This is a genomic window from Symbiopectobacterium sp. RP, from assembly GCF_050472005.1.
Lineage (GTDB): Bacteria > Pseudomonadota > Gammaproteobacteria > Enterobacterales > Enterobacteriaceae > Symbiopectobacterium.
The window spans coordinates 571,660-589,371 of sequence record NZ_JBGOGS010000001.1; the positions used below are offsets into that span (position 1 = coordinate 571,660).

Consider the following 17,712-nt stretch of genomic DNA (forward strand, 5'->3'; position numbering starts at 1 on the left):
AATGGGCTTTGTTGAATAAATCAGAACTTGTAACGACTGCGCCCCATACGGGTCGATTGTTACGTGATGCGAATACTGTTCGGCATTCCTAATAGCGTGATCAGGTTAAGCGCTTTGACCATGGCCATGGCTTCACCCACCTGACCATCGTAGTCTCTCAGACTTAGATGACCACCCAGAAGCTTTTTGAACCGGAACATGGCCGTTTCAGCCACTGAGCGCCGGTGATAGCCCACTTTCTTTTTCCAGATATCGTTACTACCGCTAATGCGCTGATTTGCAACAGCGGGGTTACGCTCGTGGTAGCGATCTTGCCAATATTGCGCCCCCCTTCGTGGCGGGATAAGCGGCCTTATTTTCTTCCTCACCAGAGCATCATAGCAGTAAACTGTATCGTAAGCGCCGTCAGCCGATGCCTCTCTGATTTTCCGGTGGGTCTGGTTTATCAGCGCCGGTAGAGCTTGGGCATCAGTCGTACCACTGAGCGACAAATCCGCACAGATAATCTCATGCGTCACACTGTCTACTGCCAGGTGCAGCTTACGCCATACCCTGCGTCTGTCGGCACCATGCTGCCGGACTTTCCATTCGCCTTCGCCAAAGACCTTCAGGCCGGTTCCATCAATGACCAGATGTGAGATTTCACCACGGGTTGGCGTTTTTATGCTGATGTTCACTGTCTTTGCTCGCTTGCTGAGCAGCGAATAGTCTGGACAATGGAGCGACAATTTAATCAGTTTAAAAATCGAGTCAACAAAGCCCTGTAAAGCCCTCAATGAAAGGCCAAACACGCGTTTCATCATCAGGACTGTGGTGATGGTCATATCTGAGTAGTGGAGCGGTCGTCCACGCCGTTCAGTAGTGTTTTTTTCCGTCCATGCAGCAATGGCTGATTCATCTAGCCATACGGTTAGAGAACCGCGCTGCTTGAGGGCCTTGTTATAAGAGGGCCAGTTGGTGATTTTAAAATTTTGTTTTGCCATGGAGACCTGATTTTGAAACAGCTGTCTTGCTCTGCTCCGATGATTACCCAAAAGTTCTATTTATTCAACAAAGCCCTGCCAATGTTGATGATATGCGAGAACGGATCATCAGCCTGTCTTGTCCATTAAGCTCATGCCCCTGTATACGGGCCATCTCGCCAAGAACCTCATCAATAGATTTCTGATCCATCATGCCCCCCCTTACTGTTGATTTCATCGCGTGTTCTCCTGTTAAGTACCCATAAATTTAGCAAGTCTTTGCTGCTGCTCTTCGCTCATATCAAACGCAAAATCTTCATGCTCTGCCTGCCACGTACCAAACGACATCAGGAACGCGACGGCGGGGTCTATCTCTTCTTGTTCGGCTTAATGTTGGCGTTAGCGTCCGTCTCCATCACCACATTGCTCATCGCCCAGGCCAGCACCGGATCGCCGTTATGCCGGATAACACGGCGGTTAACGAATACCTCTGCTGACTTCGCCACCGGACTGAACCGCATATAGGTTTGTGGGAATGGCTCGACGTCCAGCCCTGCGCCCTGTAGCTGGGTGCGTAAATTGTGGGTGGCGTTCTAGGTATCAAAGCCCACCAGCGTGATCCCGAATCGCTCCGCATCCCGCAGAATGTCATCGCGGATACGGTCATAATCGATGCAATCCCCCTTTGTGCTGCTTATCCAGCCCGCTTTCGCCCACTGGCGATAGATAGCCCGGTTTTTGTTGGCAACGTTCTGTAGCTGCGCTTCTGGCAAGTAATGGCGGGTTAAAAGCAGTAGCTCCCGGCCAAGGGGGAAGGTATAGCAAACGCTGGCGATATCCCCGGTAGAGAACAGGTCAAGCCCGGCGTAACACTCCAGGCCGTGCAAATCTTTCTCTGTGTAATCGGCGTTGCAGGACTGCCCGGCTCCCGCGCCCATCCACGGCGTTTCGCCCTGACACCAGACGTTAAACCGCTTGGTGAGCATTTTCACCCACTGCGAAGGAATGCCCCGCGCTTTCTGGATGGTATAGCCAACCGACTTAAAAATGATTACAGCCAATGCCCTTGATATGTGGCAAAAAAAATACAGCTAATTGTTATCAAAATAATGTCGCTTGGCTATACAGGCTCTGGCTAACGAGCTGGCCAAAAATCTCAAAACCCCTGACGCTCTCAACCAGTTTGATCGCCTGCTGAAAAAGATCTGCATTGAAGCTGCCCTTAATGCTGAAATGACCCATCACCTCGGGCATGAGAAGCCCCAGTCCAAATCTGGAACTAACACGCGCAATGGCTACTCCACAAAGACTGTTAGCACCGGCGATGGTCCGCTGGAACTGCGTACACCACGTGATCGTGATGGTTCCTTTGAACCGCAACTGGTGAAGAAGAACCAGACCCGGCTCTCTGAGATGGATAACCAGATTTTATCGTTGCATGCCAAAGGGATGACCACCCGCGAAATTGCCGCTGCGTTCAAAGAACTGTATGACGCGGATGTCTCACCCACCTTGGTATCGAAGGTCACCGATGCCGTTATGGAGCAGGTTGTTGAATGGCAAAATCGCCCCCTGGATGCGGTTTATCCCATTGTTTACCTTCACTATATCGTTCTGAAAGTCCGGCAGGACAGCCGCGTTATCAATAAGTCTGTGTTCCTGGCGCTGGGTATCAATATCGAAGGCCAGAAAGAGCTACTGGGGATGTGGCTGGCCGAAAATGAAGGCGCAAAGTTCTGGCTGAACGTGCTGACAGAACTGAAAAACCGTGCCCTGACCGACATCCTCATTGGCTGTGTGGACGGCTTGAAAGGGTTCCCGGATGGCATCAACACGGTCTACCCGGAAGCCCGCATCCAGTTGTGCATCGTGCACATGGTGCGCAACAGTCTGCGCTTCGTTGCCTGGAAGGACTATAGCCAACCGACTTAAAAATGATTACAACAGATACCCTGATATGCGGCAAAAAAAGCATAGCTGGCTGTTATCAAAATAATTTCGGTTGGCTATATAAGGCGGTAACACGCGACCTCAAAGCAGTGTATCATGCTCCAACCGAAGAGGCCGCGCTTCAGGCGCTGTAGACGTTCGGTGGGACATGGGATCACCGCTATCCGCAGATATAGATAAACGACTTAATTTTGATTACATTATTTAAATGAGCTATTCAATTGATTTTAGACGTAAAGTGATATCTACACGGGAAGAAGAAGGGTTGAGTATCCGAGAAACAGCGAAGCAATTTCGGATTGGCTCTGCCTCTGTATCGCGTTGGATTAATCAAATAGCGTCAAAAGCATCGACCACGCGTCAGCGAAAGAGCGATAAATCCGAGTGGATAAAAGATGTTGAACCATATCCAGATGCTTACCAAAAAGAACGTGCAGAGCGTTTTGGCGTTTGTCAGAAGGCCATTTGGCACGCTCTTAAAAAGCTGGGATTGACCTATAAAAAAAACTCTACGTCATCCGAAAGCCGACGAAAGCGCCCGGCAAGCATTTCAACAAAAAATACAACAGTATGAAAAAGAAGGTAAACCTATTGTTTTTATTGATGAAAGTGGTTTTCCACACGATCCCCCACGGACTCACGGCTATTCCCCAAAAGGTCAACGGTGTTTTGGCCTGAAGAACTGGGGAGCCAAGGGAAGAACAAATGTTATCGGCGCTTTATTAGGCACAACGCGAGCCTGTTTAAGATTTTGTGTAAATGCCTTTCCTCAGAAGTGACCGTCAAAGCGGTCACCGAACTCGATAATAAAGCGACTCATTGCCATACGCCAGTCCTGTAAGGGCATCGTCCATTTCTGTGATGCCACCTAGATTGCCAGCCATACGACCTTCTTCATCGAGTCATCAGTCGGGAACACCTTGTGTTTTTTGATTGCATGCCGGAGCACGCTGTTCAGTGATTCTATAGCGTTCGTCGTGTAGATTACCTTGCGAAGTTCCTGCGGGTACGAGAAGAATGTCGACAGGTTGGCCCAGTTTGACTGCCAGCTCCGGTTTATAGCCAAGCGACTTAATTTTGATTACACCATATGGACTGAGAACAAAATCTCTGTATCGCAACCACTCTCTCTTTTTTTGCTTTTTGCTTGTGCCCATTTATGCTCAATGGGGTTAAGATCTGGCGAATATGTAGGCAAATACTCCACCATATACCCTGCATCGATGATGACTTGTTGAATATTATGTTTTTTGTGAAAAGTTGCATTGTCCATCACGATTACCCTGTTTTTAGGGAGTACTGGGATAAGGACTTGTGTGACCCAGGAATAGAAAACATCGCTGTTAATATTGATATCAAATAATCCGATAGCAAACAGCGTTGTGCCTAATAAAGCGCCGATAACATTTGTTCTTCCCTTGGCTCCCCAGTTCTTCAGGCCAAAACACCGTTGACCTTTTGGGGAATAGCCGTGAGTCCGTGGGGGATCGTGTGGAAAACCACTTTCATCAATAAAAACAATAGGTTTACCTTCTTTTTCATACTGTTGTATTTTTTGTTGAAATGCTTGCCGGGCGCTTTCGTCGGCTTTCGGATGACGTAGAGTTTTTTTTATAGGTCAATCCCAGCTTTTTAAGAGCGTGCCAAATGGCCTTCTGACAAACGCCAAAACGCTCTGCACGTTCTTTTTGGTAAGCATCTGGATATGGTTCAACATCTTTTATCCACTCGGATTTATCGCTCTTTCGCTGACGCGTGGTCGATGCTTTTGACGCTATTTGATTAATCCAACGCGATACAGAGGCAGAGCCAATCCGAAATTGCTTCGCTGTTTCTCGGATACTCAACCCTTCTTCTTCCCGTGTAGATATCACTTTACGTCTAAAATCAATTGAATAGCTCATTTAAATAATGTAATCAAAATTAAGTCGTTTAGCTATATCCATTAGCCCGCTGTAGACGCGAATACAGCCATTGGCCATTGCCCAGGCGTTCACGTCTTTAGTCTGGTACACCTTATAATAGTTGGCGGGAGTGCCATTGATATCGTGCCCAAGGGCATCTGCGATGTTGTTCAGTCGTTTTGTATAGTTGCTGTCGGCAGGAGCGATGTTGGCCTCTTTATCCATTTGTGCACAAGACTGTTCGCTGAGCGTTTTGACTTGCGCGTCACTCAGTGTTGCTGCCTGAAACGCCTGCACCCCAGATTGCATCAGCGTATTGTTATCCAGGTTTTGGCAGCAGCTCAGCAGGCTGGTGATAGTCAGAGCTAACAGCGGTGTTCTGATCCTCATACCCTTTTTTTCCTCACTGGTTTTCAGACACATGCAGGTTCTGCTTACGAAAAGGCAGAAAAGATGTTCTTTTTTATTGACCACTATAGCCAAGCGACATTATTTTGATAACAATTAGCTGTATTTTTTGCCACATATCAGGGCATTGGCTGTAATCATTTTTAAGTCGGTTGGCTATATGATCAAACTCGGTTTCAACATAGAGGAAAGCGAATGGTCTTAATATCGGAAAACGGCGAATTCACTCGCACTTTCAGTAGGCTTTGTTGCATGTATGATAGTTAAAATCCTGTTTGGCGCAAAATGGCCATGAAATCCTCTTATTTCGCCAATGGTTCCATGTGCAATCGCCCGCATTTTCATGTACATTTATAGCCATCTCTCTTTGGTCTTCTTGGCTAACGTATTGATTGTTAAACGTATGTTTTGCAAGACATCTGTTCAATTCGATCTGGAGTAAAGCATGTCCTCTCGTAAAGAACTTGCCAACGCCATCCGCGCACTCAGCATGGATGGCGTGCAAAAAGCCAAATCCGGTCACCCGGGCGCACCCATGGGTATGGCAGATATCGCCGAAGTCCTGTGGCGCGATTACCTTAATCACAACCCGGCTAACCCCTACTGGGCCAACCGCGACCGTTTCGTCCTCTCCAACGGTCACGCTTCCATGCTCATCTACAGTCTGCTTCACCTCACCGGCTACAACCTGCCGATTGAAGCGCTCAAGAACTTCCGGCAACTGCATTCCAAAACCCCGGGTCACCCGGAGTACGGCTACACCGACGGTGTGGAAACCACCACCGGCCCGCTCGGGCAGGGCATTGCCAACGCGGTCGGCATGGCGCTGGCGGAACGCACGCTGGCAGCGCAGTTCAACCGTCCGGGTCACGATATCGTTGACCACTTCACCTACGTCTTCATGGGGGATGGCTGCATGATGGAAGGCATCTCCCACGAGGTGTGTTCGCTGGCCGGTACCCTGAAGCTGGGCAAGCTGATGGTATTCTATGATGACAATGGCATCTCCATTGACGGTCACGTGGAAGGCTGGTTTACCGATGACACCGCAGCACGTTTTGAGGCCTACGGCTGGCACGTGGTGCGTGGGGTAGACGGCCATGACGCCGATGCCATCACCCGCGCTATCGAACAGGCGCACGCGGTGACGGACAAACCGTCCCTGCTGATGTGCAAAACCGTGATTGGTTTCGGCTCACCGAACAAGGCCGGTACTCACGATTCCCACGGTGCGCCGCTGGGTGACGCCGAAGTGGCCGCTTCACGCGAACAATTGGGCTGGAAATACCCGCCGTTTGAAATCCCCGCTGAAATCTATGCCGCCTGGGATGCCAAAGCCGCTGGCGCACAGAAAGAGAGCGTCTGGAGCGAGACGTTTGCCGCCTATGCCAGAGCCTATCCGGAACTGGCTGCCGAATTCAAACGCCGTACCGTCGGTGACCTGCCGGTCAACTGGCAGGCTGATGCCCAGAAATTCATTGAAGACCTGCAAGCCAACCCGGCAAAAATTGCCAGCCGCAAAGCCTCGCAGAACGCGCTGGAAGCCTACGGCAAACTGCTGCCGGAATTCCTCGGTGGCTCTGCCGACCTGGCACCGAGTAACCTGACCATCTGGTCCGGTTCGGTTTCGCTGGATAAAGACCCGGCGGGCAACTACATCCACTACGGGGTGCGCGAGTTCGGCATGACCGCCATCGCCAACGGTCTGGCGGTGTACGGCGGCTTCCTGCCGTATACCGCAACCTTCCTGATGTTTGTGGAATATGCCCGTAACGCGGTGCGCATGGCCGCACTGATGAAAGTCCGCAGTATCTACGTCTATACCCATGACGCCATCGGTCTGGGTGAAGACGGCCCGACGCACCAGCCGGTAGAACAGCTGGCCAGCCTGCGCGTGACGCCAAACATGAGCACCTGGCGTCCGGCGGATCAGGTAGAAACCGCGGTGGCGTGGAAATACGCCATCGAGCGCAAGGATGGCCCGACGGCGCTGATCCTGTCGCGTCAAAACCTAGCCCAACAGGCACGCACCACACAGCAACTGGCGGACGTGGCGAAAGGCGCTTACGTGCTGAAAGACAGCGACGGTCAGCCAGACCTGATCCTGATTGCTACCGGTTCAGAGGTAGAGCTGGCGGTTGCCGCCAGCGACGTGCTTAGCGCGCAGGGTCACAAGGTACGCGTGGTTTCCATGCCGTCCACTGATGCGTTTGACAAGCAGGATGCGGCCTACCGTGAAGCGGTGCTGCCGAAAGCGGTGAGCGCCCGCGTGGCGATCGAAGCGGGGATTGCAGACTACTGGTACAAATATGTTGGCCTGAACGGCGCGATTGTTGGCATGACGAGCTTCGGTGAATCGGCTCCGGCAGAAAAACTGTTCGAGGTGTTTGGCTTTACGGTGGATAACGTGGTGGCAAAAGCCAGCGCGTTGCTGAAGTAAGTCTTAGACAACTGAAGCCCCGTCATCTTCGGCGAAAGCCGGGGGGCTCGTGAGAATTAACGCGTTTCGCCTGTCAGAGATTCCCGCTTGCGCGAGAGTGACGGTGGTGCACGGGAATGACGGAGATAACGGAGATGCTGGGAATAACCATTTTCAGCGGGCTTGTTATCACCCTAACAGCGTCTTATCGACTCCGTTTTTTTATGCCTGTTTTACTTCCCCAGTTGTCGGGAGATATGGGCAGCAGTGCGGCACAGCGGATCGATAATCCACTGTAGCTTTGCCGGATCGATATCCAGCACCGTGCCAACCGCACTGATGGCGGCAATGATCTGTCCGCTGCTGTCGGTTATCGGCGCGGCAAGGCAGCGAATATTGACGATATCTTCTTCATTATCAAACGCCCATCCCTGTTGACGTACACTGATGAGATGCTGGCGATAGGCTTCTGGCGAGGTGAGCGTGCTGGCAGTTTTCGTTTGCCAACTGATATGGCTAAGCTTTTTTTCTAAAGCCTGTTCCGGTAACCAGGCAAGCAACACCTTGCCCAGTGAGGAGCTGTGTAGTGAAAGGCGTTTTCCAACCTAGGTGTTGACTTGGATGCTGCTGTTGCCTTCAACCTTCAAAAGATAAACCGCTTCGCTCCCTTCCATCACGCCCAGATGGCACGTCAATTGAAGCTCCTGTGCTAACGCTTTCAACGCGGGCAGGGGAAATTCTTCAATGCGTCGTTGATTTGCTGCGATGGTACCCAGTTCAAACAGCTTCAGCCCCAGAATATATCCCCCCTGCACGTGTTGCTGCTGTAATGCACCCAGTTGGCACAGCGTGGTGACCAGATGGTGGCAACTGCTGCTGGGAAGTCCCAGCCGATCTTTTATCGCTGTTAGGTTAAGTCCCGATTTCTTGGCAATCAGATTGAGTATCGCAAACCCTTTGGTCAACGCCGGTGCGGTGGATTTTGTCACGAGAGAAAGGGCATCGCTAGCGTCAACAGGTGCATTTGCTTCTGGGTTGTCAGCTGCATTTTTCTCAACGATTTGAGACGTCACGCAGGTTTCTGGCTTTTTTTCATCTTGTGCACCTTATTGTTGACCACTATACTGACTTTAAATTCCATATATAAAAAATTATTTCCGTATGTGGAAAATATAGCGAGCGGATAGGATGCTGTCAACACATTAGATAGCGCTTGTTACACGCTGTCAGCCATTCGCTACAGAAAGTGATATCGGGATACCGTTTTTTTAGATCCAAGGTGATGCTCAGCTAGGGTTCACACCAGTGAAAGCAGTTATAGCCAAGCGACTTAATTTTGATTACACCATATGGACTGAGAACAAAATCTCTGTATCGCAACCACTCTCTCTTTTTTTGCTTTTTGCTTGTGCCCATTTATGCTCAATGGGGTTAAGAGCTGGCGAATATGTAGGCAAATGCTCCACCATATACCCTGCATCGATGATGACTTGTTGAATATTATGTTTTTTGTGAAAAGTTGCATTGTCCATCACGATTACCCTGTTTTTAGGGAGTACTGGGATAAGGACTTGTGTGACCCAAGAATAGAAAACATCGCTGTTAATATTGATATCAAATAATCCAATAGCAAACAGCGTTGTGCCTAATAAAGCGCCGATAACATTTGTTCTTCCCTTGTCTCCCCCGTTCTTCAGGCCAAAACACCGTTGACCTTTTGGGGAATAGCCGTGAGTCCGTGGGGTATCGTGTGGAAAACCACTTTCATCAATAAAAACAATAGGTTTGCCTTCTTTTTCATGCTGTTGTATTTTTTGTTGAAATGCTTGCCGGGCGCTTTCGTCGGCTTTCGGATGACGTAGCGTTTGCAGAACGGGCGCTGGAAGCTATCAGACACCAGCGCATCCCCCATGAACTCACCACGCTGGATGAAAAAGTCGTTACCGCCAGCGCTGGCGTCTAGCTTTTTGTGAGAACAACACCTGCTCAGGCACCGGAGAGCGTGATTATTCGTGCAGATAAAGCATTGTATCAGGCCAAGAGCAAGGGCAGAAATCGCGTTGAAATTGCGACAGAATAGGCCAACAGCGGTCAGGTGCGGACGAATTTATATTGATACAGTGCCTGACAGCGCGCGTCGCTTCTGACAAAATAGCGCCATCCCCCGTAGTTTTATTTGATGGATTTCCAGAGAGATGGCAGCAAAGATTATTGATGGTAAAACGATTGCGCAGCAAGTGAAGGATGAAGTTTGTGCGCGCGTCAAGCAGCGCTTGGCCGAAGGCAAGCGTGCGCCAGGGCTGGCTGTTGTGTTAGTCGGCGATAATCCCGCCTCACAGATCTACGTCGCGAGCAAACGTAAAGTGTGTGACGAAGTGGGCTTTATCTCTCGCTCTTATGACTTACCTTCCAGCACCTCGGAAGCCGCGCTGTTGGCTCTGATCGACGAACTGAATGCCGACAACAGCATTGATGGTATTTTGGTTCAGTTGCCGCTGCCCGAAGGCATTGATAACACCAAAGTCATCGAGCTCATCGCACCCGATAAAGACGTGGACGGCTTCCACCCTTACAACGTCGGTCGCCTGTGCCAGCGCGACCCGCTACTGCGTGCCTGCACGCCGCGCGGCATCATCACGCTGCTGGAACGTTACAACGTGGACATGCTTGGCTTGAATGCCGTGGTGGTGGGTGCCTCCAATATCGTTGGCCGTCCGATGAGTCTGGAACTACTGCTGGCAGGTTGTACCACCACGGTGACCCACCGTTTTACCAAAAACCTGCGTCAACACGTTGAGCAGGCCGACTTGCTGATTGTTGCCGTTGGCAAGCCAAGCTTTATTCCCGGCGAGTGGATTAAACCGGGTGCCATCGTGATCGATGTTGGCATCAATCGTCTGGACAGCGGCAAAGTGGTGGGCGACGTGGAGTTTTCCGTCGCACAGGAGCGCGCGTCGCTGATAACGCCGGTGCCCGGCGGTGTTGGCCCTATGACCGTTGGCACCCTGATTCAAAACACGCTGCAATCCTGCGAAGAGTACCATGACGGCAACGCGTAACAGCACGGGTATACAGTTAACGCATAAACATCACGTTAACATCGCGCTCTCAGGCGCGCCTTTTTCTTTCTTACAGCAGGATGTTATGGAAACTTTTCATCTCGATAAACACCCGCACGTTGAACTGTGCGATCTGCTTAAACTGCTTGGCTGGAGTGAGGGCGGCGCTGCCGCCAAAGCCGCGATTGCTGACGGTGGCGTTAGCGTTGACGGCCAGGTCGAAACGCGTAAACGCTGCAAGATCATTGCTGGTCAGCGGGTCAACTTTGACGGGCAATCGGTAAATGTCGTGCCCTAAGCAACAACCAGTAGTCTGATCCAATAAAAATCGCCCGAGAAGGTTTACCGTCGCGGGCGATTTTTAACACGATACCACTAACAATAGCGTTATTTACGGCGCCATGTCGTGCCCTGCGGACCGTCTTCTAACACAATCCCTATTTCTGTCAGGCGCGCACGCGCTACATCCGCCAGCGCCCAGTCTTTGGCCTGACGCGCGTCATTACGCTGCTGAATCAGGGCTTCGATCTCTTGCACTTCATCACCATCCGCTTGAGAACCGCTTTGCAGGAAGGATTCCGGGTCTTGCTCCAACAGCCCCAGAATGCCCGCCAAACGGCGCACCGCGGCTGCCAGCGCATCTGCCGCCAGCGCATCTTCCGCTTTCAGGCGGTTCACCTCACGTGCCATGTCAAACAGCACCGAGTAAGCCTCTGGCGTGTTAAAATCATCGTCCATCGCCGCGCGGAAGCGCGTTTCAAACGCGTCGCCACCTTGAGCCGTCGCCGCCGGATCGGTGCCGCGCAACGCAGTGTACAAACGCTCTAAAGAGGCACGCGCCTGTTTCAGGTTCTCTTCACTGTAATTCAACTGGCTACGGTAATGGCCCGACATCAGGAAGTAACGCACGGTTTCAGCGTCGTAATATTTCAGTACATCGCGTACGGTGAAGAAATTGTTGAGCGATTTAGACATCTTCTCGCGATCGATCATCACCATACCGGAATGCATCCAGTAGTTGACGTAAGGGCCGTCATGGGCGCAGGTCGACTGAGCAATTTCGTTCTCATGGTGCGGGAACATCAGATCGGAACCGCCGCCGTGAATATCAAAGTGCTCGCCAAGCTGTTTGCAGTTCATGGCAGAACATTCGATGTGCCAGCCGGGACGACCTTCCCCCCACGGGGATGTCCAGTGCGACTCGCCTGGTTTCGACATTTTCCACAGCACAAAATCCATCGGATTGCGTTTCACTTCCGCAATCTCAATACGCGCCCCCGCTTTCAACTGTTCCAGATCCTGGCGAGAAAGCACGCCGTAACCCGGCGCGCTGTCGACAGAAAACATCACATCGCCGTTGTCTGCCACATAGGCATGTTTGCGTGCAATCAGCTGCGCCACCAGTTCAATAATTTCGGCGATATGGTGTGTAGCACGCGGCTCTAGATCGGGACGTAAAATGTTCAACGCATCGAAATCAGCGTGCATTTCGGCGATCATGCGCGAGGTCAGTTGTTCGCAGCTTTCTCCATTCTCTGCGGCGCGTTTGATGATTTTGTCGTCTATGTCCGTTACATTGCGCACATAATTGAGCGAGTAACCCAAATAGCGCAAATACCTGGCAACCACATCGAAAGCCACAAAAGTACGCCCGTGACCGATATGACACAGGTCATACACGGTAATGCCGCATACATACATGCCCACGTTACCGGCATGAATGGGGTTGAATTCCTCTTTTTGGCGACTCAGCGTATTAAAAATCTTTAACATCAAAACATTCCATGATATTCGCGGGAGAAGTGGAGTATGCGCAGCAAACGGAACACCGCCGTTGAGGCGGGGTCAGCAAGCCCAGCAGCGTATTGAAACCTGAACTTCGAGCTATTGCAAGACTGAGACAACGTAATAGGAAGATAATTGATAAGGATTAAAAAACAGAAACCCGGCAATGGCGCGCCGGGTCTCATGTTACTGCTTGCAAACCGAAGAAGCGTTAGCGCAAATTCGGATTACTCATCACGGAGTATTTCCCGCTGCCCAGCAGCGCGATAGCCAATGCAGCGAAGAAGAACACCGCAGTCGGTTCAGCGCCCCAGGCACCGGTTTTCGCCAGCGAAACAAAACCCGCTGGTGCAGCCAGAAGTTGCGCAACCACCATGGTACCCGCAACCACTAAGGCAGAAGGACGTGTCAGAATGCCGAGAATCAATAAGATGGGGGCAACGACTTCACCCGCAAAGACACCATACGCGATAAACGTCGGTAATCCCGCATTTGTCAGCATACCCGCGATGGCACCAACCCCATCGACCATTTTGTGCCATCCATGAAAAATCAACAAAATTCCAAAAGCGAGACGCAGCAGCAGTTTGCCTGCATCGGGTTTATCCAGTACACGATTGATTAAGCCCAGCATGATTCACCTGTTAGGCTGTGTCCCTTAATTGCGTAACCGGCGGTAAAACAAGCGGATGCAGCCCAGTTTCACCATTGCTAGATATTTTCTTGCCATTTTTTCATAACGTGTGGCGATCCGTCGATATTCCTTTAAACGGCCAAAACACCTTTCCACAACGTTGCGACAGCGATAAGCATCACTATCAAGTTGCGAGCGTCCATCTGAAGCCAGTTTTTCATTTGATTTTCGGGGAATAACCGTTTTTATCTCTCTTTTTTTCAACTCGTTACGTAGTGCATTCCCAGAGTAGGCTTTGTCAGCCAGTACTGCATGGCCACGACGCTTCATGCTGCCGTTCTGGCGTTGCACGCCAATTCCGTCCAGGAGTCGTAACGCAAACAGGCTTTCGTGACCCTGCCCAGCACTCAGTACGATGTTTAGCGGGATGCCGCTTCCGTCAGTCGCCATGTGGATTTTGTGCCATAACCACCTCGTGAGCGACCCAAGCTATTATCGTTGGTAATATCGAGATGTTTTTTTGAGCGCCAGCCGCACATTTGAGCGCACGGATATAGCTAAACGACTTAATTTTGATTACATTATTTAAATGAGCTATTCAATTGATTTTAGACGTAAAGTGATATCTACAGGGGAGGAAGAAGGGTTGAGTATCCGAGAAACAGCGAAGCAATTTCGGATTGGTCCTGCCTCTGTATCGCGTTGGATTAATCAAATAGCGTCAAAAGCATCGACCACGCGTCAGCGAAAGATCGATAAATCCGAGTTGATAAAAGATGTTGAACAATATCCAGATGCTTACCAAAAAGAACGTGCAGAGCGTTTTGGCGTTTGTCAGAAGGCCATTTGGCAAGCTCTTAAAAAGCTGGGATTGACCTATAAAAAAACTCTACGTCATCCGAAAGCCGACGAAAGCGCCCGGCAAGCATTTCAACAAAAAAACAACAGTATGAAAAGAAGGTAAACCTATTGTTTTTATTGATGAAAGCGGTTTTCCAGACGATACCCCACGGACTCACGGCTATTCCCCAAAAGGTCAACAGTGTTTTGGCCTGAAGAACGGGGGAGCCAAGGGAAGAACAAATGTTATCGGCGCTTTATTAGGCACAACGCTGTTTGCTATCGGATTATTTGATATCAATATTAACAGCGATGTTTTCTATTCTTGGGTCACACAAGTCCTTATCCCAGTACTCCCTAAAAACAGGGTAATCGTGATGGACAATGCAACTTTTCACAAAAAACATAATATTCAACAAGTCATCATCGATGCAGGGTACATGGTGGAGTATTTGCCTACATATTCGCCAGATCTTAACCCCATTGAGCATAAATGGGCACAAGCAAAAAAAGAGAGAGTGGTTGCGATACAGAGATTTTGTTCTCAGTCCATATATAGCCAACCGACATTATTTTGATAACAATTAGCTGTATTTTTTTGCCACATATCAGGGCATTGGCTGTAATCATTTTTAAGTCGGTTGGCTATAACGTGCTGCGTGCAGGCACCATCACGCACCAGTTCGCGCGGAAGGTTGTTTTTTATACGGCTGCCGATACGTTTGGTTAATCCGATCGGCGTGTGCTGATAGGTAAGTACCATCTCATCGCTGGTGGGGATCTCGTCAGGATAACTGTCACACCCCTGATACCATTCACAAGCAAGCGTGTCGCTGAGAGCGTAAGCGTGCGGTGCCTGTGCATCCACCAGCGCAACGATGGCCTCATGTTGCCAGCGAAAACCTTTGGCATAGGGTTCCGCCAGTTTGAGACCAATGCGCGAGAAGCGTATTTTACCAAACAGTGCGCTGAGTGCGGTGGGAAAAAGCCAAATTTCATTGTCACGCAGCCAGAGTTGTTGTTGCTCTAGGTCCCAGACTAGGCCCGCCTGATTGGCTGAAAGTGTCACCGCGTGTTTGTCTTTGCTGGTTAAAGGCGTGAAGGGAAACTTACCCACGTTAAAACGCGGTGCAGGTAACGGGGTAATGGTCGCAGTTTTGCGCAACCGCGCGACAAAGAAACCTTCACTGTTATAAACTTGTGGGAACACGTGGAGATATCCCTCTTCAGTCAACGCGTCTTCTGCGCCGGGAAAGAGGTCATCTAACGCGTCAATGGCACAGGCCTGAGGGAATGCATCGAGCAGATGCTGACACACCTGCTGATTTTCCTGTGCGTTGAGCGTACAGCTTGAGTAAATCAGCACACCGCCAGGCTTTAACGCATGAAACGCGCTGACGATCAATTCCTTCTGGGTCTGCGCCAGTTCCGCCATACTTTCCGGTGACCAGTGGCGCATCGCATCCGGGTCTTTGCGTACTACCCCTTCGCCGGAACACGGAGCATCAAGCAGAATGGCGTCGAACGTTTCAGGCAGGGCAGCACCAAACACACGGCCATCGAAGTGTGTTAGCGCGCTATTGTGTACGCCGCAGCGGCTGATATTGGCATGCAGCACCTTGACTCGGCTGGCCGAATACTCGTTAGCGACGATCCCGCCGTTGTTGCACAAACGCGCGGCAATTTGTGTGGTTTTCGAACCCGGCGCAGCGGCCACGTCCAGCACCAATGGCGATGGGGTTGTCTCACGTGACAATAACGCGCTTTCCTGCGTGTAAAACAATGCGCTGACTGGCAGCATTGAGCTGGATTCCTGCAAATAAAACAGTCCGCTCAAATGGCCAACCGTGTTACCCAATCGCAGTTGCGTTTCATCTGGGTTGATCACCCAAAATCCTTCTTTACACTAGGGGATTGGCGCTAGTTGCCAGCCCCAATCCGCGACCAGTGTCAAAAAGTCATCCACGCTAATCTTCAACGTATTCACGCGCAGACTGCGTCTTAACGGGCGCTGGCAGGCAGCAATGAATTCATCCAGAGACAAATGCGCAGGCATGATGTCTTGAATCGCCTCGAGAAACGCGGAGGGCAAAGAAGGAGAGAGGAGTTTTACCACGGTGGTAATATCTCGTTACAATAGCAGAAAAGTGCGGGTAATATTCTGATAGTGTAACACGGTGTGCGGCTGCCGTCGCTCATCACGCGACGGCAGGATCAACGCAGGCTATTCAGGAATGGCGGTGCCCCATTCACGCCACTCTTTGGGTTCTTGGCCCAATAACAGAAAATGCTTACCGGGTGTGGCAATCGGCGCTAAAGGAATCGCGGGCGGGGTGGCGAAGGCGATACCACCGCGAATAACCTGTTGGAAGGTGCCCGTTTTCAGTAAACAGCCGCCCAAGCCAAACTCTAGGTTGTAGCCGGATGCCAGCCAAAATACCGAGTTGCTGCGTACCAGATGCTGGTGTCGCTTGCTGATACGCAGTGTCACCATAACCCTGTTGGACAGCGGCCCCAGAGACAGCACAGTAACGATTCCCACTTCAACGCCGCGAAACAGCACCGGTGTTCCCACTTGCAACGCACCGGCTTCCGGCGCATCAAGCACGACATAGCCAAGCGACTTAATTTTGATTACACCATATGGACTGAGAACAAAATCTCTGTATCGCAACCACTCTCTCTTTTTTTGCTTTTTGCTTGTGCCCATTTATGCTCAATTGGGGGCTTTGTTGAATAAATAGAACTTTTGGGTAATCATCGGAGCAGATCAACACAGTTGTTTCAAAATCAGGTCTCCATGGCAAAACAAAATTTTAAAATCACCAACTGGCCCTCTTATAACAAGGCCCTCAAGCAGCGCGGTTCTCTAACCGTATGGCTAGATGAATCAGCCATTCTGCATGGACGGAAAAAAACACTACTGAACGGCGTGGACGACCGCTCCACTACTCAGATATGGCCATCACTACAGTCCTGATGATGAAACGCGTGTTTGGCCTTTCATTGAGGGCTTTACAGGGCTTTGGTGACTCGATTTTTAAACTGATTAAATTGTCGCTCCATTGTCCAGACTATTCGCTGCTCAGCAAGCGAGCAAAGACAGTGAACATCAGCATAAAAACGCCAACCCGTGGTGAAATCTCACATCTGGTCATTGATGGAACCGGCATGAAGGTCTTTGGCGAAGGCGAATGGAAAGTCCGGCAGCATGGTGCCGACAGACGCAGGGTATGGCGTAAGCTGCACCTGGCAGTAGACAGTGTGACGCATGAGATTATCTGTGCGGATTTGTCGCTCAGTGGTACGACTGATGCCCAAGCTCTACCGGCGCTGATAAACCAGACCCACCGGAAAATCAGAGAGGCATCGGCTGACGGCGCTTACGATACAGTTTACTGCTATGATGCTCTGGTGAGGAAGAAAATAAGGCCGCTTATCCCGCCACGAAGGGGGGCGCAATATTGGCAAGATCGCTACCACGAGCGTAACCACGCTGTTGCAAATCAGCGCATTAGCGGTAGTAACGATATCTGGAAAAAGAAAGTGGGCTATCACCGGCGCTCAGTGGCTGAAACGGCCATGTTCCGGTTCAAAAGGCTTCTGGGTGGTCATCTAAGTCTGAGAGACTACGATGGTCAGGTGGGTGAAGCCATGGCCATGGTCAAAGCGCTTAACCTGATCACGCTATTAGGAATGCCGAACAGTATTCGCATCACGTAACAATCGACCCGTATGGGGCGCAGTCGTT

13 protein-coding genes and 10 pseudogenes are annotated in these 17,712 nt (G+C 50.6%); 9 read left to right on the forward strand and 14 right to left on the reverse strand.

What is annotated here, in order from left to right:
• Positions 1 to 59: 59 nt before the first annotated feature.
• The gene (locus ACD630_RS03625; protein ID WP_430358154.1) at positions 60 to 983 is read right to left on the reverse strand and encodes an IS5 family transposase; all 924 of its coding nucleotides are present in this window, start codon (positions 981 to 983) and stop codon (positions 60 to 62) included.
• A 231-nt stretch (positions 984 to 1,214) separates the two neighbouring features.
• A pseudogene (locus tag ACD630_RS03630) lies at positions 1,215 to 1,990 on the reverse strand (terminase TerL endonuclease subunit); the annotation flags it as partial.
• A gap of 88 nt (positions 1,991 to 2,078) precedes the next feature.
• Between ACD630_RS03630 and ACD630_RS03635 the strand changes: the two are divergent.
• From ACD630_RS03635 to ACD630_RS03645, 3 genes and pseudogenes are all read left to right on the forward strand, one after another.
• A pseudogene (locus ACD630_RS03635) lies at positions 2,079 to 3,043 on the forward strand (IS256 family transposase); the annotation flags it as partial.
• A gap of 77 nt (positions 3,044 to 3,120) precedes the next feature.
• Entirely contained in the window at positions 3,121 to 3,486 is a 366-nt protein-coding gene (locus ACD630_RS03640) for an IS630 transposase-related protein (RefSeq protein ID WP_430358155.1), read from the forward strand.
• A gap of 25 nt (positions 3,487 to 3,511) precedes the next feature.
• Positions 3,512 to 3,691: a hypothetical protein gene (locus tag ACD630_RS03645; protein WP_430359876.1), complete on the forward strand. Its 180-nt coding sequence runs from the start codon at positions 3,512 to 3,514 to the stop codon at positions 3,689 to 3,691.
• Here the strand turns inward: ACD630_RS03645 and ACD630_RS03650 are convergent.
• The 4 genes and pseudogenes from ACD630_RS03650 to ACD630_RS03665 form a co-directional block, all read right to left on the reverse strand.
• Positions 3,682 to 3,972, reverse strand: a pseudogene (locus tag ACD630_RS03650) (transposase); the annotation flags it as partial. The gene ACD630_RS03645 and the pseudogene ACD630_RS03650 overlap by 10 nt on opposite strands.
• 21 nt (positions 3,973 to 3,993) lie before the next feature.
• Complete coding sequence (locus ACD630_RS03655; protein WP_430359877.1) at positions 3,994 to 4,527, reverse strand: IS630 family transposase; 534 nt, start codon at positions 4,525 to 4,527, stop codon at positions 3,994 to 3,996.
• Positions 4,451 to 4,816, reverse strand: coding sequence for an IS630 transposase-related protein (locus tag ACD630_RS03660; RefSeq protein ID WP_430358155.1), 366 nt, complete (start codon positions 4,814 to 4,816; stop codon positions 4,451 to 4,453). Before ACD630_RS03660 ends, ACD630_RS03655 begins: the two co-directional genes overlap by 77 nt.
• 33 nt (positions 4,817 to 4,849) lie before the next feature.
• Positions 4,850 to 5,206, reverse strand: a pseudogene (locus ACD630_RS03665) (metalloprotease); the annotation flags it as partial.
• Between the two features lie 463 nt (positions 5,207 to 5,669).
• Here ACD630_RS03665 and tkt point away from each other — a divergent pair.
• The gene (tkt, locus tag ACD630_RS03670; protein ID WP_430358156.1) at positions 5,670 to 7,664 is read left to right on the forward strand and encodes a transketolase; all 1,995 of its coding nucleotides are present in this window, start codon (positions 5,670 to 5,672) and stop codon (positions 7,662 to 7,664) included.
• A gap of 212 nt (positions 7,665 to 7,876) precedes the next feature.
• Here tkt and ACD630_RS03675 read toward each other — a convergent pair.
• From ACD630_RS03675 to ACD630_RS03685, 3 genes and pseudogenes are all read right to left on the reverse strand, one after another.
• A pseudogene (locus ACD630_RS03675) lies at positions 7,877 to 8,716 on the reverse strand (IclR family transcriptional regulator).
• 217 nt (positions 8,717 to 8,933) lie between these two features.
• The gene (locus tag ACD630_RS03680) at positions 8,934 to 9,059 is read right to left on the reverse strand and encodes a hypothetical protein (RefSeq protein WP_430358157.1); all 126 of its coding nucleotides are present in this window, start codon (positions 9,057 to 9,059) and stop codon (positions 8,934 to 8,936) included.
• Between the two features lie 32 nt (positions 9,060 to 9,091).
• Positions 9,092 to 9,514 (reverse strand): annotated as a pseudogene (locus ACD630_RS03685) (transposase); the annotation flags it as partial.
• Positions 9,515 to 9,838: 324 nt separating this feature from the next.
• Between ACD630_RS03685 and folD the strand changes: the two are divergent.
• Together folD and ybcJ are read left to right on the forward strand one after the other, a co-directional pair.
• Positions 9,839 to 10,702, forward strand: a complete 864-nt coding sequence (folD, locus tag ACD630_RS03690; RefSeq protein ID WP_430358158.1) for a bifunctional methylenetetrahydrofolate dehydrogenase/methenyltetrahydrofolate cyclohydrolase FolD — start codon at positions 9,839 to 9,841, stop codon at positions 10,700 to 10,702.
• Positions 10,703 to 10,787: 85 nt separating this feature from the next.
• A complete protein-coding gene (gene ybcJ / locus ACD630_RS03695; protein WP_430358159.1) occupies positions 10,788 to 11,000 on the forward strand; it encodes a ribosome-associated protein YbcJ in 213 nt (70 codons plus the stop codon).
• 89 nt (positions 11,001 to 11,089) lie between these two features.
• Here ybcJ and cysS read toward each other — a convergent pair whose 3' ends face one another.
• From cysS to ACD630_RS03710, 3 genes and pseudogenes are all read right to left on the reverse strand, one after another.
• Positions 11,090 to 12,475, reverse strand: coding sequence for a cysteine--tRNA ligase (gene cysS, locus ACD630_RS03700; RefSeq protein WP_430358160.1), 1,386 nt, complete (start codon positions 12,473 to 12,475; stop codon positions 11,090 to 11,092).
• 223 nt (positions 12,476 to 12,698) lie between these two features.
• The gene (locus tag ACD630_RS03705; protein WP_430358161.1) at positions 12,699 to 13,121 is read right to left on the reverse strand and encodes a DoxX family protein; all 423 of its coding nucleotides are present in this window, start codon (positions 13,119 to 13,121) and stop codon (positions 12,699 to 12,701) included.
• A gap of 24 nt (positions 13,122 to 13,145) precedes the next feature.
• Positions 13,146 to 13,680: pseudogene (locus ACD630_RS03710) on the reverse strand (IS5 family transposase); the annotation flags it as partial.
• Positions 13,681 to 13,710: 30 nt separating this feature from the next.
• On the opposite strand from ACD630_RS03710, the gene ACD630_RS03715 reads away from it, so the two are divergent.
• Both ACD630_RS03715 and ACD630_RS03720 read left to right on the forward strand, forming a co-directional pair.
• Entirely contained in the window at positions 13,711 to 14,085 is a 375-nt protein-coding gene (locus tag ACD630_RS03715) for an IS630 transposase-related protein (RefSeq protein ID WP_430358162.1), read from the forward strand.
• Between the two features lie 13 nt (positions 14,086 to 14,098).
• The gene (locus ACD630_RS03720; protein WP_430359878.1) at positions 14,099 to 14,539 is read left to right on the forward strand and encodes a transposase; all 441 of its coding nucleotides are present in this window, start codon (positions 14,099 to 14,101) and stop codon (positions 14,537 to 14,539) included.
• An 89-nt stretch (positions 14,540 to 14,628) separates the two neighbouring features.
• Here ACD630_RS03720 and rsmF read toward each other — a convergent pair.
• Together rsmF and ACD630_RS03730 are read right to left on the reverse strand one after the other, a co-directional pair.
• Positions 14,629 to 16,077 (reverse strand): annotated as a pseudogene (gene rsmF / locus ACD630_RS03725) (16S rRNA (cytosine(1407)-C(5))-methyltransferase RsmF); the annotation flags it as partial.
• A gap of 108 nt (positions 16,078 to 16,185) precedes the next feature.
• A pseudogene (locus ACD630_RS03730) lies at positions 16,186 to 16,569 on the reverse strand (MlaD family protein); the annotation flags it as partial.
• A gap of 192 nt (positions 16,570 to 16,761) precedes the next feature.
• Here ACD630_RS03730 and ACD630_RS03735 point away from each other — a divergent pair.
• Positions 16,762 to 17,684, forward strand: a pseudogene (locus ACD630_RS03735) (IS5 family transposase).
• Positions 17,685 to 17,712 lie beyond the last annotated feature (28 nt).

What these genes read in the sequence shown, in the direction of transcription:
- ACD630_RS03625 (WP_430358154.1), bottom strand. Translation starts at nt 983, where the DNA reads ATGGCAAAACAAAATTTTAAAATCACCAACTGGCCCTCTTATAACAAG.
- ACD630_RS03640 (WP_430358155.1), top strand. Translation starts at nt 3,121, where the DNA reads ATGAGCTATTCAATTGATTTTAGACGTAAAGTGATATCTACACGGGAA.
- ACD630_RS03660 (WP_430358155.1), bottom strand. Translation starts at nt 4,816, where the DNA reads ATGAGCTATTCAATTGATTTTAGACGTAAAGTGATATCTACACGGGAA.
- tkt (WP_430358156.1), top strand. Translation starts at nt 5,670, where the DNA reads ATGTCCTCTCGTAAAGAACTTGCCAACGCCATCCGCGCACTCAGCATG.
- ACD630_RS03680 (WP_430358157.1), bottom strand. Translation starts at nt 9,059, where the DNA reads ATGGGCACAAGCAAAAAGCAAAAAAAGAGAGAGTGGTTGCGATACAGA.
- folD (WP_430358158.1), top strand. Translation starts at nt 9,839, where the DNA reads ATGGCAGCAAAGATTATTGATGGTAAAACGATTGCGCAGCAAGTGAAG.
- ybcJ (WP_430358159.1), top strand. Translation starts at nt 10,788, where the DNA reads ATGGAAACTTTTCATCTCGATAAACACCCGCACGTTGAACTGTGCGAT.
- cysS (WP_430358160.1), bottom strand. Translation starts at nt 12,475, where the DNA reads ATGTTAAAGATTTTTAATACGCTGAGTCGCCAAAAAGAGGAATTCAAC.
- ACD630_RS03705 (WP_430358161.1), bottom strand. Translation starts at nt 13,121, where the DNA reads ATGCTGGGCTTAATCAATCGTGTACTGGATAAACCCGATGCAGGCAAA.
- ACD630_RS03715 (WP_430358162.1), top strand. Translation starts at nt 13,711, where the DNA reads ATGAGCTATTCAATTGATTTTAGACGTAAAGTGATATCTACAGGGGAG.